At 70.3% G+C, this 21,173-nt stretch carries 17 protein-coding genes, 1 tRNA gene and 2 pseudogenes; 10 read left to right on the top strand and 10 right to left on the bottom strand.

Annotated elements, in window-relative coordinates; genetic code table 11:
- Nucleotides 1-5: 5 nt before the first annotated feature.
- The 4 genes from BM228_RS05460 to BM228_RS05445 all read right to left on the bottom strand — a co-directional run bounded on the left by BM228_RS05460 (nucleotide 6) and on the right by BM228_RS05445 (nucleotide 7,143).
- On the bottom strand, nucleotides 6-1,622 hold the full coding sequence (locus tag BM228_RS05460; RefSeq protein ID WP_092037965.1) for an ABC transporter substrate-binding protein: 1,617 nt from the start codon (nucleotides 1,620-1,622) through the stop codon (nucleotides 6-8).
- A gap of 343 nt (nucleotides 1,623-1,965) precedes the next feature.
- Complete coding sequence (locus BM228_RS05455) at nucleotides 1,966-5,136, bottom strand: multidrug efflux RND transporter permease subunit (protein ID WP_092037963.1); 3,171 nt, start codon at nucleotides 5,134-5,136, stop codon at nucleotides 1,966-1,968.
- Nucleotides 5,137-5,154: 18 nt separating this feature from the next.
- Entirely contained in the window at nucleotides 5,155-6,393 is a 1,239-nt protein-coding gene (locus tag BM228_RS05450; protein ID WP_208611992.1) for an efflux RND transporter periplasmic adaptor subunit, read from the bottom strand.
- Nucleotides 6,394-6,675: 282 nt separating this feature from the next.
- Nucleotides 6,676-7,143, bottom strand: coding sequence for a hypothetical protein (locus tag BM228_RS05445; protein WP_092037960.1), 468 nt, complete (start codon nucleotides 7,141-7,143; stop codon nucleotides 6,676-6,678).
- A 71-nt stretch (nucleotides 7,144-7,214) separates the two neighbouring features.
- On the opposite strand from BM228_RS05445, the gene BM228_RS05440 reads away from it, so the two are divergent.
- The 5 genes from BM228_RS05440 to BM228_RS05415 all read left to right on the top strand — a co-directional run bounded on the left by BM228_RS05440 (nucleotide 7,215) and on the right by BM228_RS05415 (nucleotide 11,712).
- Complete coding sequence (locus BM228_RS05440; RefSeq protein ID WP_092037959.1) at nucleotides 7,215-7,460, top strand: hypothetical protein; 246 nt, start codon at nucleotides 7,215-7,217, stop codon at nucleotides 7,458-7,460.
- The gene (locus BM228_RS05435; RefSeq protein WP_092037957.1) at nucleotides 7,457-7,822 is read left to right on the top strand and encodes a DUF6883 domain-containing protein; all 366 of its coding nucleotides are present in this window, start codon (nucleotides 7,457-7,459) and stop codon (nucleotides 7,820-7,822) included. The genes BM228_RS05440 and BM228_RS05435 overlap by 4 nt, the downstream gene beginning before the upstream one ends.
- Nucleotides 7,823-7,993: 171 nt before the next feature.
- A complete protein-coding gene (locus BM228_RS05430) occupies nucleotides 7,994-8,554 on the top strand; it encodes a L,D-transpeptidase (RefSeq protein ID WP_092037955.1) in 561 nt (186 codons plus the stop codon).
- An 846-nt stretch (nucleotides 8,555-9,400) separates the two neighbouring features.
- On the top strand, nucleotides 9,401-10,357 hold the full coding sequence (locus tag BM228_RS05420; RefSeq protein WP_092037952.1) for an antibiotic biosynthesis monooxygenase: 957 nt from the start codon (nucleotides 9,401-9,403) through the stop codon (nucleotides 10,355-10,357).
- 185 nt (nucleotides 10,358-10,542) lie between these two features.
- A complete protein-coding gene (locus BM228_RS05415; protein ID WP_244537027.1) occupies nucleotides 10,543-11,712 on the top strand; it encodes a hypothetical protein in 1,170 nt (389 codons plus the stop codon).
- Here the strand turns inward: BM228_RS05415 and BM228_RS05410 are convergent.
- The 3 genes from BM228_RS05410 to BM228_RS05400 form a co-directional block, all read right to left on the bottom strand.
- Nucleotides 11,705-12,682 (bottom strand): helix-turn-helix domain-containing protein, encoded by a 978-nt coding sequence (locus BM228_RS05410; protein WP_092037950.1) that lies wholly within the window; start codon nucleotides 12,680-12,682, stop codon nucleotides 11,705-11,707. The genes BM228_RS05415 and BM228_RS05410 overlap by 8 nt on opposite strands.
- A gap of 91 nt (nucleotides 12,683-12,773) precedes the next feature.
- Nucleotides 12,774-13,028, bottom strand: a complete 255-nt coding sequence (locus BM228_RS05405; RefSeq protein ID WP_092037948.1) for a hypothetical protein — start codon at nucleotides 13,026-13,028, stop codon at nucleotides 12,774-12,776.
- A 57-nt stretch (nucleotides 13,029-13,085) separates the two neighbouring features.
- Nucleotides 13,086-14,486, bottom strand: coding sequence for an MFS transporter (locus BM228_RS05400; RefSeq protein WP_244537026.1), 1,401 nt, complete (start codon nucleotides 14,484-14,486; stop codon nucleotides 13,086-13,088).
- 284 nt (nucleotides 14,487-14,770) lie between these two features.
- Here BM228_RS05400 and BM228_RS05395 point away from each other — a divergent pair, with 284 nt between their 5' ends.
- Together BM228_RS05395 and BM228_RS05390 are read left to right on the top strand one after the other, a co-directional pair.
- Entirely contained in the window at nucleotides 14,771-15,016 is a 246-nt protein-coding gene (locus BM228_RS05395) for a DUF6894 family protein (protein WP_092037945.1), read from the top strand.
- A 37-nt stretch (nucleotides 15,017-15,053) separates the two neighbouring features.
- A complete protein-coding gene (locus tag BM228_RS05390; RefSeq protein WP_092037943.1) occupies nucleotides 15,054-15,674 on the top strand; it encodes an outer membrane protein in 621 nt (206 codons plus the stop codon).
- A gap of 135 nt (nucleotides 15,675-15,809) precedes the next feature.
- Here the strand turns inward: BM228_RS05390 and BM228_RS05385 are convergent, their stop codons facing one another.
- The 3 genes from BM228_RS05385 to BM228_RS05375 all read right to left on the bottom strand — a co-directional run bounded on the left by BM228_RS05385 (nucleotide 15,810) and on the right by BM228_RS05375 (nucleotide 18,057).
- Nucleotides 15,810-16,382, bottom strand: a complete 573-nt coding sequence (locus BM228_RS05385; RefSeq protein ID WP_092037941.1) for a GNAT family N-acetyltransferase — start codon at nucleotides 16,380-16,382, stop codon at nucleotides 15,810-15,812.
- A 316-nt stretch (nucleotides 16,383-16,698) separates the two neighbouring features.
- On the bottom strand, nucleotides 16,699-17,742 hold the full coding sequence (locus tag BM228_RS05380; protein WP_092037940.1) for a MaoC family dehydratase: 1,044 nt from the start codon (nucleotides 17,740-17,742) through the stop codon (nucleotides 16,699-16,701).
- Between the two features lie 12 nt (nucleotides 17,743-17,754).
- Nucleotides 17,755-18,057, bottom strand: a complete 303-nt coding sequence (locus BM228_RS05375; protein WP_007567711.1) for a YggT family protein — start codon at nucleotides 18,055-18,057, stop codon at nucleotides 17,755-17,757.
- Between the two features lie 123 nt (nucleotides 18,058-18,180).
- On the opposite strand from BM228_RS05375, the gene BM228_RS05370 reads away from it, so the two are divergent.
- The 3 genes and pseudogenes from BM228_RS05370 to BM228_RS35790 all read left to right on the top strand — a co-directional run.
- Nucleotides 18,181-18,256 (top strand) — tRNA-Ala (locus BM228_RS05370).
- A gap of 1,020 nt (nucleotides 18,257-19,276) precedes the next feature.
- Nucleotides 19,277-20,989, top strand: a pseudogene (locus tag BM228_RS35990) (TerB N-terminal domain-containing protein); the annotation flags it as partial.
- Nucleotides 20,958-21,164, top strand: a pseudogene (locus tag BM228_RS35790) (hypothetical protein); the annotation flags it as partial. The pseudogenes BM228_RS35990 and BM228_RS35790, both read left to right, overlap by 32 nt.
- Nucleotides 21,165-21,173: the final 9 nt, after the last annotated feature.

The following is a 21,173-nucleotide window of genomic DNA, read 5'->3' as shown; positions in this document are numbered from 1 at the left end:
CGCCCCTACTGCGGGTCTTTCGAGACCCAGTAGAGCAGCAGCAGGTTATCGGCGCGCTGAGTCAGGTGGACCTTCTTCGAGACGCCCCAGGCTAGGGCCTGCTGGTGCAGCGGGATGTAGCCCCAGTCGGCGTTCAGGGTCTCGAAGCCCTCCTTGATCAGGGCATCGCGCTTGGTCTTGTCGGTCTCGCCCTCGACCTTGTCGGCGATCTCATCGATCTTCGGGTCACAGTAGCCGGCAAGGTTCCAGCTGCCGCGTCCCGACTTGTCGCCGGGCTTCCGGCAGCCGACGATCTCGAAGAGGATGTTGTGGCTGTCCAGCGAGGACGGCGTCCAGCCGAGCAGGTAGAACGAGGTGTCGTAGTTCGGCGCCAGCACCTTGGCGAAGTACTTGGCCTTGGGCTGGGCGTTCAGGTTCACCTTGACGTTGATGCGGGCGAGCATCGAGACCACCGCCTGGCAGATCGCCTCGTCGTTGACGTAGCGGTCGTTGGGGCAGTCCATGGTCAGTGTGAACCCGTCCGGGTAGCCGGCCTGGGCCATCAGCTCCTTGGCCTTCTTCAGATCGGTGGCCGGGCGCTTGATCTCGCTGGCGCGGTCGTAGAGCGCGGGGGCGATCATCAGGGCCGAGGGCACGGCCTGCCCGCGCATGACCCGCTTGGCGATCGTCTCCTCGTCGATGGCGAGGTAGAACGCCTCGCGCACCTTGATGTCCTTGAACGGGTTCTTGCCCTTGACGGAGGAATCCTTCAGCTCGTCTCGGTCCTGGTCCATGCCAAGGAAGATCGTGCGCAGCTCCGGCCCTGCCATCACGATGGCGGTGCCGCTGGCGTTCACCCGCTGCTGGTCCTGGAGCGGCACCGGGTCGATCCAGTCGACCTCGCCGGACAGGAGTGCGGCGACGCGGGTCGCCGGGTTGGCGATCGTGGTCAGCACCGCCTCGTCGAGGTTCGACTCGGCCTTGCCCCAATAGCCGTCAAACTTCTTGAACACCGTCTTCACGCCGGGCTGGTGCTCGGCGATCACGAACGGGCCGGTGCCGTTCTCGTGCAGGGTGGCGTAGCTCGGGCTGGTGGCGTTGGCCGGGGTGGGCTGGGCGGCGCCGTTCTTCTCGGACCACGCCTTCGACATGATCAGCCAGGTCGGGAACTGCGCGAGGGCGATGGGGTTCGGCTTCTTCAGCACCATGTCGACGGTGTAGTCGTCGACCTTCACGAATTCGGCGTCGGATGGGACGTTGGTGGTGAAGTTGGAGCCCGAGGCCCGGACGCGCTGAGCGGAGAAGAGCACATCGTCGGCGGTGAAGGGCGTGCCGTCATGGAACTTGACGTTCTTGCGCAGGTGGAAGCGCCAGCGGGTCGGCTCCGGCGTCTCCCAGGATTCGGCGAGTCCGGGGGCGAATTTCAGGTTCTTGTCGAGGGTGACCAGCGACTCGTAGGCCGCCTGCTGCATGCCCTCGGTAAAACTCTCCTTGAGGGAGTACGGGTCGAGGGATTTGAGATCACCCTGGAAGGCGAAGCGGAACACGTTGGCGGCCTGGGCGGGCAGGGCCGCCAGCGCGAAGGTCGCGACCGCGCCTGCGGCCACGCCGCGGGCGAGGATCTTCAGGGTCGAACGGGACAAGCGGATCTCCGGAGCCGTGGAAGTTGATGGCAGGCCGCCATCACCAGCGCAGGGGTTGAGCCTAGGCCGAGCGCCGCGCGCGAGCAAACCGCATCGGCCACACACCCACAGCAAGGTTCAGACCATCCGTATGCAAAATACGGGTTTGAGCGGGTGCCGTGTTCATACATCGGCCTGCTCAAGGCGCGCCGCGCTCTCCTCCCCCTTGTGGGGAGGAGTTGGAGGTGGAGGTGGTTCAGGAGGCACCGCCGCGCTCGACCCTGCAACACCCCCACCCCTGACCCCTCCCCGCAAGGGGGAGGGAAAACGCGTGGTGGTTCAGGCGCTTGTTGTCCCCTCGCTCCTACTCGGCCGCCGCCGCATGGTGAGGCTGCCGGGCTGACGCCTCGTCCGCCCCCCCCCCCCGCTCGCCCTCAGCCACGGCCTTGCGCCGGAACAGGCGCATCACGACGACGAAAAAGACCGGGACGAAGAACACCGCCAGCACGGTGGCGGTGATCATGCCGCCCATCACGCCGGTGCCGATGGCCTGCTGGCTCTTCGAGGCGGCGCCGGTGGCGATGGCCAGCGGCACCACGCCGAAGATGAAGGCCAGCGAGGTCATCACGATCGGCCGGAACCGCAGCGTTGCCGCATCGACCGCGGCGCGCACCACCGAGGTCCCGGGCTTCCAGAGGTCCTTGGCGAATTCCACGATCAGGATCGCGTTCTTGGCCGAGAGGCCGATGATCGTGATCAGGCCGATCTTGAAGTACACGTCGTTGGGCATGCCGCGCAGGTGCACCGCCGCCACCGCGCCGATCACGCCGAGCGGGATGACGAGCAGCACCGAGACCGGGATCGCCCAGCTCTCGTAGAGAGCGGCCAGGCACAGGAACACGATCAGCACCGAGAGCGCCAGCAACAGGGTCGCCTGGCTGCCGGCCTGCTTCTCCTGGAACGACTGCCCGGTCCAGGCATAGCCGAACCCCTTGGGCAGCTGGAGCATCAGCCGCTCCATCTCGGCGATGGCGTCGCCCGAGGTGTAGCCGGGATTGGGCTCACCGGTGATGCGCACCGACTGGTAGCCGTTGAAGCCGACGATCTGGCTCGGCCCCATGCCCCATTTCAGCTCCGCGAAGGACGACATCGGCACCATCGTGCCGGAGGCGTTCTTCACCGCGTAGTTGAGGATGTCGGAGGCGTTCATGCGCTGCAGCTGCTCGGCCTGCACGTAGACCCGCTGCATCTTGCCCCGGTTGGGGAAGTCGTTGGTGTAGACCGAGCCGAGGTTGAGCTGGATCGTGGCGTTGACGTCCTCGAACTTCACGCCGAGCGCCGCGGCCTTCTCGCGGTCGACGATCAGCTCCGCCTGCGGGGTCGGCGGCAGGCCCTCGATCTTCACCTTCTGCAGGATCGGGCTGCTTTGCGCGAGCTTGATCAGCTGATCCTGGGCCGAAAGCAGGGCCGCGTAGCCACGGTTCGCCCGGTCCTGGAGGCGGAACGAGAAGCCGGCGGCGTTGCCGAGGTTGTCCACCGGCGGCGGTTCCTGGGCGTCGACGGTGGCGTCGCGGTAGGTGCTGAGCGCCGCGTTGGTGCCGGCCACCAGGGCGGCGGCCGAGTTCTTCGCGTCGCGCTCGCTCCAGGGCTTGAGGGTCACGAAGGCCTGGCTGGTGCTCGGCGCCTGGCCGGAGAACGAGAAGCCGTTGAGCATGGTCACGGTGGCGACGCCCGGCTGCGCCAAGAGGTGCTCCTCGACCCGGCGGTTGGCCTCCTGGGTGCGGTTGTAGGAGGCGCCGGGCGGCGTCTGGATGTCGACCGTGAAGAAGCCCTGGTCCTCCACCGGCAGGAAGCCTTCCGGCAGGCTGATGAAGGCGTAGGCCGTGCCCGCCACCAGGGCGAGATAGACCAGCATGACCCGGCCGGATTTCCGGATGGCCCAGGCGGTGCCGCGGCCGTAGCGGGCGGTCTCCCGGTCCACGAAGCGGTTGAACATCCCGAACACGCCGCCCTTGGCGTGGCCGTGGCCCTTCTCCACCGGCTTCAGGAAGGTCGCGCAGAGCGCCGGCGTCAGCGACAGGGCGAGCAGCGCCGAGAACGCGATGGAGGTCACCATGGCGATCGAGAACTGCCGGTAGATGATGCCCACCGAGCCCGGGAAGAACGCCATCGGGATGAACACCGCCATCAGCACCAGGGTGATGCCGATGATCGCCCCGGTGATCTGCTCCATGGCCTTGCGGGTGGCCTCCTTGGGCGGAAGGCCCTCCTCGTTCATGATCCGCTCGACGTTCTCCACCACCACGATGGCGTCGTCGACCAGGATGCCGATGGCCAGCACCATGCCGAACATGGTGAGCACGTTCACCGAAAAGCCGGAGATCCACATCACCGTCACGGTGCCCATCAGGGCGATCGGGACGACGATGGTGGGAATCAGGGTGTAGCGGATGTTCTGCAGGAACAGGAACATCACCAGGAAGACCAGCACCACCGCCTCGACCAGGGTGTGCAGCACCTTCTCGATCGAGGCCTTCACGGCCGGGGTGATGTCGTAGGGGATGTCCCACTTCAGGTCCGGCGGGAAGAACTGCGACAGCTCCTCCATCTTGGCGCGGATCGCCTTGGCGGTCTCGAGCGCGTTGCCGTCAGGGGCCAGCGTCACCGAGATGCCGGCGGCCGGGCCGCCGTTGAGCCGGGTGGAGAACTGGTAGGCGTCGCCGCCGAGCTCGATCCGGGCGACGTCGCGCAGGCGCACGTTCGAGCCGTCGGAATTGGCGCGCAGCACGATCGCGCCGAAATCCTCGATAGTGCCGAGCTGGCCCTTCACGATGATCGGCACGGTCACCGCCTGCTTGGTCGGGCTCGGCTGGGCACCGACCGAGCCGGAGGCGACCTGGATGTTCTGGTTGCGGATCGCCTGGGTCACGTCCTCGGCGCTGAGCGACAGGCCGCGCAGCTTGTCGGGATCGACCCAGACCCGGAGCGAGCGCTCGGTGGAGTAGAGCGTCGCGCGCCCGACGCCGGGAATGCGCCGGATCTCGTTGATGACGTTGCGGATCAGGAAGTCGCCCAGACCCACCTCGTCCATCGACCCGTCCTTGGAGATCAGGGTGATGATGTTGAGGGTGGCGGCCGAGGCCTCCTCCACCAGGATGCCCTGCTGGCGGACTTCCGCGGGCAGGCGGGCCTCCACGCGCTTCAACCGATTCTGCACCTCCACGGAGGCCAGGGCCGGCTCGGTGCCGGGCAGGAAGGTCGCGGTGATGTTGACCGAGCCGAACGAGTCGGTGGTCGACTCGAAGTTCATGATGTTGGCCGCGCCGTTCAGCTCATCCTCGATGAGCCGGGTCGTGCCGACATAGAGGCTGTCCACCGAAGCGCCGGGATAGGCCGTGGACAGGGCGATCTGGGGCGGCGCGATGACCGGGTACTGCGCCACCGGCAGGTTCGGGATCGCCAGGGCGCCGCCCAGGCAGATGAACAGGGCCACCACCCAGGCGAAGACCGGGCGGTCGATGAAGAAGCGTGCCATGGTCGGGGTCTCCCGGGCTCAGTGGCGATTGACCGCGGCGGCGCGCGGGGCGGCGTCCGCCTTGTCGCCGGGCTTTTGGTCACCCGGAGCATCGGGGGCCTCGTCGGCATCGTGCTTCGGGCCCGCCTCGCCGTGGGCCGGAGTCTGGTCCACGGGCTTCACTTTCGCGCCCACGGTGATCTTCTGGACGCCGTCGATCACGACCTTCTCGCCGCCCTTGAGCCCGTCGCGGATCAGCCAGTTCTGCCCGACCACCGGCCCGACCTCGACGGGCTGGCGCATCACCGTGTCGTCGGCGCGCACCAGCCAGACCTCGGCGCGGCCGTCCTCGGTGCGCTGGATCGCCTGCTGGGGCACCGCGATGGCGTCGGAATCGATGCCCTGCTTGATCCGGGCGCGGACGTACATGCCGGGGAACAGCTCGTCATGCGGGTTGGGGAACTGCACCCGCAGGGTCACTTGGCCGGTGCTCGGATCGGCGGTGACGTCCGAGAACAGCAGCCGGCCGGCCAGCGGGTAGAGGGAATTGTCGTCCATGATCAGGTGGACGTTGGCGGTGTTGTCCTCCAGCCGGGCGAGCTCGCCGCTGGCGAGATCCCGGCGCAGGCGGTTCAGCTCGCCCACCGACTGGGTGATGTCGACGTAGATCGGGTCGAGCTGCTGGATCGTGGCGAGCGCCCCCGTGGAGCCCGGCTCGATCAAAGTCCCCTCGGTGAGCAGCGCCCGGCCGATCCGGCCGGTGATCGGCGCGCGCACGTCGGTCCAGCCGAGGTTGAGCTGCGCCCGGTCCCGAGCCGCCTTGGCGCCGGCGACCTCGGCCTCCGCCTGCTTCTTGCCCGCGAAGGCGGCGTCGTACTGGGCTTGGCTGGCGGTGGCCCGGGTCAGCAGCTGCTCGAGCCGGTCGGCCTGCTGCCGGGCCAGCACCAGGGCGGCCTCCTGACGGGCGAGCGCGGCCTCGGCGCTGGCGAGCTCGACCTCGTAGGGAGCCGGGTCGATCTTGTAGAGGATGTCGCCTTCCTTGACCTGGCTGCCCTGTTCGAACAGGCGCTTGACCACGAGGCCCGAGACCCGCGACCGGACCTCGGCGATGCGCATCGGCGCCACGCGGCCGGGCAGGTCGCGCAGGTAGGGAATCGCCTGCGGGGTCACCGTGACGAAGCCGACCTCCGGCACCGGCGGCGTCGGCGCGGCCGTCTGCTTCGGGTTGCAGGCCCCCAGCGCCAGGGCCAGCAGGGCGGCCGATCCCAGAAGGCGCACGCGGCGCCGGACGGGGAACGGGGTGGGGGCGGACGAGGTGCGGGTCACGGGTTCCGACGCTCCTGGAAAATCATGCGTCTGCAGAGGCCGGCGCGGAGCGAGGGCCGCGCGTCGTCGAGGCGGATCGCGCATCATCCCGAAAAGCGGTTTCCGGACCCCGGAACCCGAAGGATGCACGATCGAGACTTGAAGTCCTTGTCCCGGAAACGCGTCGGGGACGAGGCTGTTGCGCCTATACGGCGGCGTTCGGGGCGCCCAGCCGGACGGATCCGGCGGCGCGGATCAGGCCGCCCGGGGTGGCCGGTGCAGGGCCTCGTCCGGCCCGGAGGCCGGCGCGGCGACCGTCTGATAGAAGTAGGTTGCGGCAGCGGCGTGACGGGGCCGCTCCGCCTCGACCGGACGGCGCGGTAGCCCGAGCTCGCTGACGATCTCGATATCGGCCGGGCACAGGTCGGTGCCGTCGAACAGCGACCGGCGGGCCTCGGGGGCAGCTTTACGCGCATCGAGCTTGCGCGCATCCGACAGGACGGCCACAGCCTGGCTTACCACCGAACAGGCCGGACCCGCCGCGGGCGCGGCCCGAGCCGGCCGGGGCGCGGCCATCAGCGCAGCCGCCGCGACGACGAGCACCGCCAGCACGGCGAGGCTCCGGACGAGGCGGTCCGGCGAGCCCGCAACGCAGCGGGCCAGAAGGGCGGCGGATCGGATCACGAACCCGAGATAAGCATGGCTGTCCCCCGGCGCAATCACCCACGGCGTCGCGCCGGCTCCACCGGGTCCCGCGGCTTGCGGAAGATCAGGGCGCGGGCCAAATTACCGGCATGTCGGTCGAGACGATATATACCCTGCGTCGCGCCGAGCCCGTTTTCCGGGACCTCGATAGCGTCGTGCTGCGCGCGGAGGCCGTGACGGATGACGGCGACACGATGCCGGCCGGTGCCGCGGGCACGATCGTCTACGTGGCGCCGGACATGCAGACCCTCATCGTGGAATTCGCCGAGCCCGAGGGGGCGCTGGTGACCATCCCCGCCTCGGCAGTGATTCCCGCCGCCGTCCGCGCCAAGTGACCACGCGGCCGATTCCCGAGACGCTCGCCATCCCGGGCGAGAAGATCGGCGGCTATCTTCTGAAGCTCGATCACCCGAGTGGCGGGTCGAAGGCCAAGTTCTTCCTCGGCGTCGGCTTCAGCGCAGCCGATCCCGTCGGGTTCGCCGACGCCGTCTTCGCGCATGTCGACAATCCGGACACCGAAATGACGTTCATCGCAAGCGGCGGCCTGACCAAGATGGTCTGCCAGGGACCGCTCCGCACCCCGACAGGACGATGGACCCGCATCCGCAGCGTGTGGGTGGTGACCGGCCCCGACGAGGCGCAGCTCGTCACCGCGGTACCGTCGCGGCATCGCCCCAGGACGCCAGAAACCCGCTGACGGCCGATTCCCGGTGTTGCCCGGAGCCCACAGGGGCGGCCGGAATCGCGCCCATCACCCCACCGGCCTCAACCTTGCCGCGAAGTCCGGGCCGGTTCGCCGGAGGATCGCGGCCCACCCGCGACTACCGACGCCATCGGCAAGAACCGGCACGTGATGAGGATGAAGACCATGTCGAGACGGATCGCGATGCTCGCGCTGGCGGGCGCCCTGCTGGGGAGCGCGCCTGCGTCCGCCAGCCCGCTGGATAGCGGGCCGCTCGCGGATTTCCTGAACGTCTTCCGCAGCCAGGCGATCCCGCGCGAGACGATCGGCTGGAACAGCACCGAGAAGCCCGGCACCATCGTGATCTCGACCCGCCAGCGCCGGCTCTATTACATCCTTGGGAACAGCGAGGCGATCCGCTACGGCGTCGGCGTCGGCCGGCAGGGGTTTTCCTGGTCCGGCACTAAGACCGTGACGATGAAGAAGGAATGGCCGGCCTGGCGCCCGCCGCAGCAGATGCTGGCCCGCCGCCCCGACCTGCCGCGCTACATGGCCGGCGGCCAGGACAACCCGCTCGGCGCCCGCGCCCTCTATCTCGGCTCGTCGCTCTACCGAATCCACGGCTCGAACGAGCCCGAGACCATGGGCGCCGCGGTCTCCTCGGGCTGCATCCGCATGACCAACAAGGACGTGGTCGACCTCTACGACCGGGTCCGGGTCGGCACCAAGGTGGTGGTGCGCGACTGAGCGCGACGCCCGACGGCCGCGGCGGAAAGCCGGGTCTTCGGGCCGCTTCCTGCGCAGGTCGGGTTTCGGATCGCCCGAGGCCCGACCGGACCCTATCGGTCCGGCGATAACACACCTCTCTGGACGAGGCTGACGGATTGGCGCGGAACTGAGGGCATCTCGCCCCGCCCTCCGAAAACGATGCAGACGCTCCCTCGCAAAGCGTGGAGCTGGAGCGGCCTGCGTCCCCGGCTGCCGCCCTCATGCGAGGCGATATTCGCATCCCCGTACCGACCCGCGCGGGCGCCCCCCCGGTGGAGCGGCGGGGATTTTTGTTGTCGGTCCGTCTCACCGGCGCCCGTCGCGACCTCTCGCGTCACAGCATCGACGTCCAGGATCGCCCTAAACCCGCAGTTCGCAGTGCGTTTTATTTGTCGTTGCCGAGCATCATGATCTATTAGATTGTCTTATGGTGTATTTACATAATACAGTCCATAGTCCACAGATATTGCATTGACCGACATCAAATTCATATGCTTACTGCACGACAATTCCAGATCGCCGCTGGAAATTCGGCAGGGGCACGATGCACAACGATTCGCTCGATGTTTCGGCGTGGGCGAACGCCGAGCCCCAAGTCAGCGCAGATCGCATCGACGGCGGCGTGACCGGTCCCAACCGCGTGGCGCCGGCTGCGGCCTGGACTGGCAGCGCCAGGTTGATCTCCGAACCGCCGGGGGCGATGGAGAGGCGGATCGGCCGCGCGGGTCGCTGCCGGATCGCGGAACGAGTCGCCTTCGTGGGGCCGGCAGCCCGGCGGGTCCTGCCATTCGGCCCGGATCGCCAATCCGACAAGCGCGCCGCCCGATGAGCGCGCCCGCGGTGAGCGTCAGCATCGTCACCCAGACCACCGTCCGGCCGGAGAGCGCCGACGCCTTCGCCCGGTGGCAGGGCGATACCAGCGCGGTGGTAGCGACCTTTCCCGGTTTCATCGAGCAGCGGCTGATGCCGCCGCATCCGCCCCTGCAGGTCGATTGGGTGATCCTCCAGCGCTTCGACAGCCTGGACCATGCCCGGCGCTGGCTGACCTCGCCCGAGCGGCAATCCCGGATCGAGGGTACCGCCACGATGCTGGTCGGCCGCGACGACGTCCACATCGTCACCGACGATGCCAGCGCCGCCCGCACGGCCCCGGTCTCGGCGGTGATCAGCACCCGGGTGAAGCCCGGCCTGGAGGCCGCCTATCTCCGCTGGGAGCAGAAGGTCGCGGCGGCCCAGTCGAAGGCGCGCGGTCTGCAGGGCTACCGGTTCGAGCCGGCGGTGCCGGGGGTGCAGGAGGATTTCGTCGCGATCCTGCGCTTCGACTGCGACGCCAACCTGCAGGCCTGGCTCGATTCCCCCGAGCGCCAGGCCCTGATCGAGGAGGCGGCGCCGCTGACCGCGGAATTCCACACCCGGAAGGTGCAGAGCGGCTTCGAGCAATGGTTCCGGGACACGACCCCGGCGGGCGCGCCGCCGCCCCCGGCCTGGAAGATGAACATGATCGTCCTCCTGACGCTCTACCCGACGGTGTTCCTCTGGGGCCTGCTGATCGGCACGCCGCTGCTGACGCAGGTGCTGAAGCTCGATTTCCCCGTGGCCCTGTTCGTCGGCAACGTGGTCAGCGTGCTGATCACGTCGCGCCTGGTGCCCTGGGCGGCCAACCGGATGCGCTGGTGGCTGGACCCCGCCGAGGGCCAGCGGCGGGCGATCGACATCCAGGGCGCCGCGTTGCTGGCGGCGGCCTATGCCGGCCTGATCCTGGTGTTCTGGAAAGCGCTGTGACCGGCGCCGGCGCCTCGGGCGCGCGTCCGTCCTGCCCCGTGGACGACCGGATTCACCCGGCATTGCCGGAAGACAACAGCGGCCAGACCCACGCGCGTCTCCCTCCCCCCTCTGCGGGGGAGGGTGGGCCTCGCGTCAGCGAGGGTCGGGAGAGGGGAACCCGTCCTCCGGAAAAAGCAGAGCAGATGTGCAGGCCGGCGCTTCAATCTGCACCGCTGCGCCCCTCTCCCGACCCCCTTCAGGGGCCACCCTCCCCCGCAGAGGGGGGAGGGAGCGGCGCATCTCCCCGATCACTGCGGGCGGTTCTGCTGACCGCGGCCTCCCTGCTGGCGCAAGCGCATCTCGTCGGCCCCGCCCGGGCCATCGACGAGGCCGCCGCCCCGCCGAAGCCCCCGGAGGCCGGGGTGCCGCTGGCCGCCGCGACCGTGATGGCCGCGCCGCCGCCGTCATTCTTCTCCTTCTCGGACACAGTGGTCAGCTACCGCTTCCAAGGCCCCTCCGCGGAGCCCGGCCTCACCGTGCCGCGGCAGGACGGCACCGCGAAGGGCCGGCAGGTGGCCCGCGAGGTCCCCAAGAACGTGGTCAACCTATTCCACGCCAATTCCTGGGCCTACGGCACCAACCTGATCTCGCTGGACATCCTCCGGTCCGGATCCCAGGATCCGGCCGGCGACAAGCGCGTCCCGTTCAAGGATTACGGCGCCACGGAGGTCTACCTGATCTACCGGAGCGTGCTCAGCCCGAACAAGATCTTCGACACGACGGTCTTCGCCATCCCGGGCCTCGTGAAAGATATCGGACTGTCGTTCGGGGCCGACATCAACACCAAGGACACGAAGTTCGATTCCGAGAAGCGTGCCGGCACCTTCGGCCTCAGCTTGGCCTTCGACGTGCCGGCCGGGTTCGTGAACCTGAAGGTCCAGGGCTACAAGGAATTCTCCCGCAACGGCTTCGCCGGAACGGCCCCGAGCAAGGAGTCCGGCCTACCGGTCATTCTGGGCTTCGATTACGCGCATTTCCGCAGCGTCGAGTACAAGATGACGCCGGAATTCGAGTTGACCTACACGATCCCGCTGGCCTTCACCGGCCTGCCCCTGGCGCTGGCGGGCTTCAACACCCTGATCCTGCCCAAGGGCCGCTACGGCCAGATCAACGAGAACCGGACGCAGGTGGAATTCGTCTCGCAGACCAACCTCGTCCTGGATATCGGGCAGCTGATCGAGAACGCCCCCAACCGGGTCGAGGCGTTCGTCGGCTTCCAGTACTGGCACAACAAGTTCGGCGGCGATCCGCGGCGCACCCCGAACACCGAGGAGAAGGCGCTGATCGCCGGCGTCGCCTACCACCTCAAATAGGCGCGCCCGCAGGATCGCCCGCACCGGCACGCAGCGCCCGCGGCGAGAGGCCGAAGCGCTGGCGGAAGGCGCGGTTGAAGGTCGGCACGTCGGTGAAGCCGCAGGCATACGCGATGGTGGCGATCTTCATCCCATCGGTGCGCGGCGCCGCAAGGCGGCGATGGGCGAGATCGAGGCGGGCGTCGCGGATCGTCGCCGCGACGCCGTCGGTGCCGGCAAAGGCCCGGTACAGCTGGGCCCGCGAGACACCGAGCGCCGCGTGAATCTCGGCCGGGCCGAGCTGCGGGTCATGGAGCCGGCGCACGATATGGGCGCGGGCCAGGGACGCCACCGTCTCGCAGGAGATCGCCGCGCCCGGCCGCTCCGCCGGATCCCGGACGAGGGTGCCCAAGAGGTGCAGCACGCCCTCGAGCGCGCCCCACGCCTCCTCCTCCGTCATCCAGGCCGCCGCGGCGGCGAAGGCGTGGAACGCCGCCTTGAACGCGGCATGCTCCGGCCGGTCGGCGATGCAGCGCCCCGCGAAGGCGTCGACCGTGCCGATCCAGGCCTCGAAGGTCGCCCGCGGCAGCGCCAGCCGGAGCTCCGCGTAGTCGCTCTGGGTGCCGGCCACGAGGGGATGCTGGCGCGACAGGAAGCTGATGTCGCCGGCCCCGAGGCGGCCGCCGCGCTCTCCCTGCTGCTGGTAGCCGATCCCGTCGAGGCCCAGGCCGATCACCACCGTCTCGGGGCCGCTCCGGTCGACCTGACGGGCTCCGATGGTCAGGCCGACCGGGCTGCTGACTGTATGGGTCAGGCCCCAGCCCGCCCCCGCCACGACGAGACGCTTGGCCCGGAACGCGTCGCGGGCATGCACGCGCCCGACATCGCCGAACGGCGCTAGCGCGGTGGCGCGCCAGAACTCGAAGGCGCGCTTCGGCTCGATGTGGCGGGTCGTCTGGATAGAACTGGGGACGAGCGCCGGACGAGACACGCAGTGGACTCCGGTGCGGAACCATCCCGCCAGCCCCTGCGATCGCCGTCCGTCACCGCAAAATCAAGGGCCGCCCGACCACAGGTGAGGATCATTCGCCCCGGGCCGGCCGAGCCGGATTGCGCGGGAGCCGCCGCTCGACCGCGGCGGGGCGGGTTCCGGGCGGGACGCCGACCACGTCGCCGTTCCGGATCGCCTCGCGGATGTTGCGGCGGGCGGCGCGCCCCTCGGTGCCGCCGGGCTGCGTCACCGCCGAATCGCCGGACGGGACCAGCACGGTCTGCGCCTGCGCCGCCGCGGCGAGGGCGATCAGCAGGGCCGCAATCGGGATCCGGAGGGCGGGCATAAAGAATCCTTCGCGCAGGCCGTATCGCTGTCTCATCAAGATAGAGCCCCAGCGGCGCTAGCGCACCACCGGCCTGCCGGAGCGGCCGCGCGGACCGCCGAGCACGAGGGCGCCGCTGGCGACCAGGGTGGCGGTGAGCACGGCGAACATGGCGTGGATCCCGTAGCCTGCGAGCACCGGCAGCAGGACGATCGGCGTCAGGGCGGCGGCGACCCGGCCGCCGGCCCAGGCGCAGGTGAGGGCCGAGGCCCGCAGGGCGGTCGACAGCAGCTCCGTCGCGTAGACCGCCAGGAGGCCGCCATAGATCGCTGCGGCGGTGTTGAACGCCAGGCCGATCAGGACCAGGGTCTCAAAGGTCTCGCCGATGGCGAAGGCGGTGCCGAGGATCACCATCGCGGCGGCCAGGGCGACCAGGCAGGCCCGCCGCTCCAGACGGTCGATCACCGTGGCGGTGAGCAGGGTCCCGAGCGGCGGCCCGAGCATCGACAGGCCGGCGAAGACCAGGGATTGGTCGACCCGAAACCCCTTCTGCAGCATCACCACCGCGCTAAGCAGGGGGAAGCCCACCGTCGCCCAGGGCGCGAGCCCGTAGAGGCCGACGAACAGGGCGGTGCGGCGCAGCTGCCGCGGCTCGGCGAGGAGCGCCCGCAGCCCCGCCCGCACCGGGTGCCGCGGATCCGGGGCCGGCTCCGCGAAAACCGCCGGCGGGACCATGCCGGCCGCCACCTCGAAGCGGCGGCAGGCGCGCTCGGCCGCGGCGGCGCGCCCGACCGAGGCGAGCCAGCGCGGCGATTCCGGCAGCCGAGCGAACAGGATCGCCCCGGCGAATGCCAGGACCGCGCCCAGCACCAGGGCCCAGCGCCACGCCGCGATCCCGAGCAACCCCGGCGCCAGCGCCTGGACCAGCAGGATCACCGCGGAGCCGCCGAGAAAGCCGATTCCGGCACAGACCAGCAGCATCGCGCCACGCCGCCGGGGCGGCATCACGTCGGCGAGGTAGGTGGCGGCCAGCGGTGGGAAGCCGCCGATGGCGAAGCCGGACACGACCCGGGCGACGGTGAGCGCGGTGAGGCCCGAACTCAAGGCGGCGGCCATCGACCCGATGGCCATCAGCCCGAGGGTGGCCTGGAGCGCCTTCCGCCGTCCGAACCGGTCGCCGATCAGGCCGAAGACCGGCGCCCCCACCGCACCCCCGGCGAAGACCGAGGCCAGCAGCAGGGACAGGCTGCCCCGCGGCATGTTGTGGGGCGGCGCCAGGAAGATCGCCGCCAGGGCGTTGCTGAGGGCGACTTCGGCCACGTCGGTGAACAGGCCGAGGGTGCAGACCGCCAGGATCGCCAGATGGAGCCGCGTGAGCGGCAGGCGGTCGAGCCGCAGGGCGACCGCATCCAGGGACGCACCCGCGCCGTCGTGCGGGGTGCCCCCGGGGGCGACAGGGCGTCCGGATGTCTCGATCACCAGGGCAGTTCCGTTCCGGACCGACAGGCGATCGCGGCCGGTGACCGGGGGGTGATAGCGGCGTGCTGGGCGCTTAGAAATCGAAATTCTTCCCCGAGGAGCCATCATGCCCTTCGGGATCCGGCCCACGACGACGGCGCGGGACGAGAGGCCGGCGGTTGAAGTCGAAATCCTGTGAAACACCCTCGGCAGACCTGCGGCCGATCGTACCCGTGGGATGTCCCTCTAATTCGGGAACATATATAGAACATTAACACCTCCGGCAGGACGAGACAGGAGCCCCGATGGCCCGCTACCGGTTCCACTGCACCAACGGCCTGGAATGCGTCTTCGACGCCCGCGGCGCCGAGATCCGCGCGGCCGGGCGCCTGAGCGTGCGGGCGCGCCGGGTCGCCGCCGACGTGATGCAGGCCTTGTCCGATCGGACCGACTGGTCCGAATGGCGGGTCAGCGTCCACGACCTCAGCGGCCGGCGCGTCCTGGTGCAGCCCTTCGGGCAATTGGTCGGAGACCGATCCCTGGCGGCCTGACCTGTTTCACCCAGGTGCGTTTCGCTATCCTGCCGGCATGACCCGATCCGCCGGTTCCCGCCCCCGCCGATTCGCAGCCTGCCTCGGGCTCGGCGCCATCCTGCTCCCGGCCGGCCCCGCCGCCGCCCAGGCGCTGCTGCCGTTCACGGGCTTTGCGCCGCTGCCGGCCTTCGCCTGGGAGCCGGTTGCGGATGCGGGCCGCTGGACCGGTTCCTACGCGAGCCTGTCCACCGGCTACGCGGTCAGCGCCTCCCGGCATTTCGGCAGCTATTCAGGCCCGACCCTCGGGTTCGAGGGCGGCCGGATGTGGCAGGAGGGGCCGATCCTCTACGGGATCAGCGGTGGCCTGGATTACCTCGCCGGCCTCGACGGCACGCTCACCCCGGGCTTCGGGCGCCTCGCCTATAGCCGCGACTTCGCCGGCGCGCTGGAGGTGAAGGTCGGGACCCTGCTGGCGCCGGACGTGCTGCTCTACGCCAAGGCCGGGGCCGGCGCCGTCCACGACACCCTGCGGGTCGGGCCGACCCCGTTCACCCCGCCCCTGACCCGCCAGGACATCGCGATCCTGCCGAACGCCCGCGTCGGGGTCGAATGGGCGGTCACGGACCGCCTCTCCGTGGCGGTCGAAGCCGGCGTGGTACGCAACGGCCTGCGCTGATTTTTTCATTTTTTGGGTCGCCCGCGCTCCACCGTCATTGCGAGCGCAGCGAAGCAAGCCAGGGCAGCGCGCGATCCCCGAAGGTGGCGTTTCCCTGGGTTGCTTCGCTGCGCTCGCAATGACGGAGGATGTGCGTCAGCCGGAAACCGGACTCCGCTGGAGCGCCGCAAGATCCCGCCACCCATAGGCGACCTCCATGAGCGTGGCCTGCTCCCGCCGTTCCGCCCGCTCACCGACCACGGAGCCGCCGAGGCGTTCGTAGAATTGCCGGGCGGAAACATTGTCGTGCAGCACCCACAGGCTGGCGGCTCGATGACCACTCTGTCGCAGGTGCGCCGCCAGCGCGGCCATCAGGGCGCTGCCGGTCCCACGCCGCTGCGCGGCTCTCAGGACGTAGATCGCACTGACCTCACCGTCGAAGCCGTCCGCCGCCAGCTCGGCCGAGCGCTGGGCGCCGCAGGACCCGAACCCGACCAGCCCCGCAGGTCCCTCGGCGACCGCGACCGTCGTGCCGGAAGCCGGATCGCCGAGGATCCGCGTCCAGGCCGCCAGCCGCATCTCGACCGTCAGAGCCGCGATCATCGCGGCGGGCAGGAGCCCGGCATAGGTTTCCAGCCAAGCGGCAACATGGATCGCCGCGATGGCCGGCGCATCGTCCAGGCCCGCCGGCCGGATCGTCACGGCCTCCATCGACGGCACGGGATCCATCGGGCGGCTCCTGCAAGGGTCGAATAGCGCGCCCGCTGCCGGGCGGGCGATGGCGTTCCTACACATCGGCGCCGAACGAGGGCAGCGGAGATCAACACACCCGCGCACCCCCTCCCCCCTCTGCGGGGGAGGGTGGCCCCTGCGTCAGCAGGGGTCGGGAGAGGGGAGCGGCGTGTCCGAAAAGGTTGCGACGGGAGCCACGAGCTGCACCGTCGCGCTGCCCCTCTCCCGACCCGCTTCGCGGGCCACCCTCCCCCCGCAGAGGGGGGAGGGAAAGCGCGCCATATCCGGACCGATCAGCCTATCGAGCCCAACTCTACTTCGGCACGAACGCCCAGTAATCCAGATCGAGGATCACGGCCGGGTCGTAGCCCTCGCCGGTCCGGTCCGGGAAGGCACCGCAGGGCTGGTTCTTGGTGGCCACCGTGCGCAGGCGCAGGAGGCCGACATCGTCGCGGCCGACATCGGCTGCGTCCAGAACCTCGCTCCAGGCATAGACCGTGTCGCCGGCAAAGAGCGGCGCCACGTGGCGACCCGCATTGATGCCGGCGAGCGCGAAGGCGTTGCCCAAGCCGTTGAAGCTGAGCGCCCGGGCCAGCGAGATCACGTGCCCGCCATAGATCAGCCGCCGGCCGAACCGGGTGTCCTTGGCGGCCAGGCCGTCGAAATGGACCTTGGCGGTGTTCTGGAACAGGCGCGTGGCGATCTGGTGCTCGGCCTCCTCGACGGTCATGCCGTCGACGTGGTCGATCTTCTCCCCGACCGCATAATCGGCGAAGCGATGCGAGCTGCCGGCGAGCTCCGAATCGTAGGCGGCGGCGGACAGCTTCGGCAGGGCGCCCGCGAGGTCCCGCGGATCGACCACCTTGGCCAGCGTCGGCACGTGCTCTTCGGCGATCGCGGCGTCCGGGTCGCGCTTGCGCACCAGAACCCAGCGGCAATAGCTCAGCACGGTCTCGCCGGCCTCGTCGGAGCCCACGGAGCGGACATAGACCACGCCGGTCTGGCGGTTCGAGCTCTCCTTGAGGCCGATCACCTCGGAGACGGTCGACAGGGTCTCGCCCGGATAGACCGGCCGGCGGAACCCGCCCTCCGCGTAGCCGAGATTGGCGAGCGCGTTGAGCGAGACGTCCGGCACGGTCTTGCCGAACACCATGTGGAAGGTCAGCAGGTCGTCGAGCGGGCTTTTGGGGTAGCCGAAGGCCCGCGCGAAGGCGTCCGACGATTGCACGGCGAAGCGCGGGCCGTAGAGGCCGGTGTAGAGGGCCACGTCGCCCACCGTGACGGTGCGGGGCGTGGCGTGGCGGATGGTCTCGCCGAGGCGGAAATCCTCGAAGAACCGGCCTGGATTTGTCTTCACGGTCGCTCGATCCTACTGCGCGTAGATATACGCCTGGGGCACGGCATATTCGTGCAGAAGGCGGCTGATGAACAGCAGCAGCAGGATCAGGATGATCGGCGAGATGTCGACGCCGCCGAGATTGGGCAGCAGGTTGCGGATCGGCCGCAGCACCGGCTCGGTGATCCGGTAGAGCACCTCGCCGATCTGGGCGACGATCGGATTGCGGACATTCACCACGTTGAACGCCACGAGCCAGCTCAGGACCGCGCTGGCGATGAGGACGTAGATGAAGAGCTGGACGACCGTGTCGAAGAGCCAGATCAGGGCGTTCATGCAGGTCCGCGCGTATCCTCGGGGCGCCCGCGCGGCGGCACCGGGATCGGCGCATTGGCGGGCGGCGGTGAAACAGGAATTGACAGGCTGAGCCGCCCGCGCCTACAAGGCCGGCGCCTCGACGGGGCTGTAGCTCAGATGGGAGAGCGCCGCAATCGCACTGCGGAGGTCAGGGGTTCGATTCCCCTCAGCTCCACCACTTATTTTTCGCGAAAAATAAGCGTGTGGTACGAACAGGTTACCGGGGTCATCTTCCCGGATAAATCCCAATTCATCCCGGGACGGCATCCCGAAAATCCCTCGGTCGCCACCCAGGTCAGGCAATGCCCGAAGGCGGCCCGCCACTCCTGAACACGGGGCGCCCAAGCCTATCTGGACGCCACGTGGGACCCTGACGAGCGAGGCGCCCCCGCCGGGGCGGGAGCCTCCCACGGCCGCGCGCCGCTGACGGCCAGAGCATCCGAACGGTCGCCGCCACTGGCGGAAGGGGCCGGCGGCGCGGGCAGGCCACCAACCACGAAAGCGGCGGAGGATCCGTCGCCGGCTCGCGGGAGAAGGGACACGAAAGTCCAGGAGGCAATCGCCAGCCCACAACCTGCGAGCGGGAACACGGCATTCGGCCGCCCTCGTGGAGCGGCGGCGACGCGCGGATGTCGCCGCGTCGGGCGCAACTCCGAAGCACCGTCCGGGACGGACCCGTCCCAAGCCCCGGCCCAACACCGCCCATGTTCCGGGCGGTCAGAGGACATCGCGTCATTGGCGAGGCCGGAACGACCATGTCCGTCCTGCCGGCGTCAGCCATCTCGGAGAGACCCTGGCCACGCACGCCCCGACGGCGGCCCATCGGCGCTCGGAGGCGAGGCGACCGCCGCGCACCCGGGCCGCATCACCGGCGCCCGCGAGGCGGCACGCGGCGCCCTGCGAGCCGCCGTGGGAGCCTTGGGCGCAGCGCGGACGGTCGGCGTCCTGCCGGGGAGCGCTCAAGTACGCCCGGGTTCGGCTGGCGCGGGCGAAGGCGACGCACGAGGACGGCGCCCTCCGCCTCGGCGACGCCTGCGGCGCGCGGCCGCCCGAGGCCGTGGCAGCCCTGCCGGCGGTGGCCCCGAAAGTCCGCGAAGCCTTGCTCACCCGCCTGCGGGACCTGCAGCAGGCCTGCGTCGCCTCGTCGGTCACGGCCGCGACGCGCAGGGCGGACCTCGATACCTTCCGCTCCATCACGATGGTCGACGTCGGAGCGACGGAAGCCGCGGTCGCGGGGATCGTTGCGCGCATGGACGCGCATCGGCACCGCGGCGGCGGCGTCGCGGAACTGGCCCGCGACGATGCGGTCAGGCGGGATGCCGCTTGCAAGCTGACCGAATCGCCGCACGCGGCCCAGGACGGCGCACGGCGATCCATGCGGCAGGCCGCGGAAGTCAGTTCCGTCAACCTGTGGGATCTCCCTTGGTTTGGCAGATCAACCTGGAATACAGTGGAAGCTGGACGGCGGAGAAGGACCGGAAGTCGAAGCACTCCGGCGTGGAGCGGCCCCCTGGTGGCGAACAGAATTCGGACCGAGCCTCGATGGACGCTTCTGATGGGGGTGGCCTTGGCCGGCGCCGTCCCCCCGGTCCATGCGTTCGCCCAACAGGTCGCCACGACCGACGCCCGGTCCATCCAGGCCGACCTGAAGGCGCTGGGTTTCGATCCGGGCGCCCCCGACGGCCGCTGGGGACGCCAATCCCTGATGGCGCTCCGCCGCTTCCAACGCGACGAGGGCTTGGCCGAAACCGGCCGTGCCGATCGGGAGACGGTGGCCCGGCTGCAGCGTCGCCGCCGGCCGAGCCCGACGGCCGCCGCCGCGCCCGCCGAGCAGCGCACGAGGGCCGGGGCGCAGGACACGCCCTCGGCCCCCGCGTCCGGCCGGGCCGTCCCGCCGGCGTTGCCGGACGCATCCCGCCCTCGCCCCCCGTATCTGGAGGCAGAAACGCCCTGGCCCGCCGCGGCCACGGCCGTCGCGCGCGACGATGCCGGTACGGCGGCCACCGCATCGACCGGCGGGGGAGCCGCGGTCCCGGCGGGCATGCCCGCGCCGACGCCCCCTCCCTCGATCGAGTACGGGTCCGGCCGAGGGTCCCCATGGGCCTGGGCCCTGGCTCCCGGTGGCCTGTTCGCCCTCTGGGCGGCCTGGCGCCGCAGGCGCGGGCGGTCGCTCGCCCGGGGCTCGGCCGCACCACCCGCGATCGTCGCGGCCGAGGCGCCGCCGCCGGGATCGGACGGAGGCCGGATCCCGGCCGCCTCACCGGGTTCCACGGCCCACGCCCTTCCGATCGCGCCGCCCGTGGTTCGCGTCGACCTCGCCCCCCCGTCGGGCATGGCCCCTCCCGGGGGGGCCGCCGTCCCGGCGAGGGCGTGGCCACCAGCGGCCGGGACCGGCTTCGGCGCCACGACGACGGGCGGCTGGGGCGGCATCGACGCGCCCCAGGCCCCGTCCGATCCATCCGCCATGGCGCCTGCGCCGACCGCCCCGTCGAAGGCCGCGGCGTCGCCGCATCGGTCGGCCGGCGATCGGGTCTGGGTACCCGCCGGCCGCCGGGCGACGGTCGCCGAATTCGAGCTGCCCGGCCTCGTCTACGTCGGGCGCACGCTGCCTCCGGCCAGGGGATACGGACGCAACGACCATTGCCTGATCGATCCGGGACTGTCCGTCGCCAAGGGCAACGGCGACGGTTCCGGGCAGCACATGGACTACTGGCCGGCGTACGAGACCATGCGGCCCTCCTCGCGGCGCGCCCTCCTCGAATGGCTGTCGGGCGACCGGTCGGATCCCGGGACATACATCGGCTACGTCTTCGTCTACCTCTACGGCCTGGAGCGCAGGGCGATCCTGGACGGGTCCGCCGAGGACCGTCCCGCCATCCGTGCGGAGGTGGAGCGTCTGCTGGCGGCCTACGGGGACAACGGCTCGTTCCGCCGCTACGCGACCGACCTCCTCTCCGCCATCGACGCCCTCGGCCTCACCCCGGGGGCGCGACCCCGAGCCAGTCTTCGCCGCGTGCGGCGCGGACCTGCCCGCCCCGGTCCGCATCGCAGTCGGGCGGCGGGTCCGGGATGGCCGGCCTGTCGAGGCCGACTGG

Source organism: Methylobacterium pseudosasicola (assembly GCF_900114535.1).
Taxonomy (GTDB): Bacteria; Pseudomonadota; Alphaproteobacteria; order Rhizobiales; family Beijerinckiaceae; genus Methylobacterium; species Methylobacterium pseudosasicola.
The sequence above is the reverse complement of the archived record's forward strand: the minus strand, read 5'-3'. Positions and strand labels throughout refer to the sequence as shown.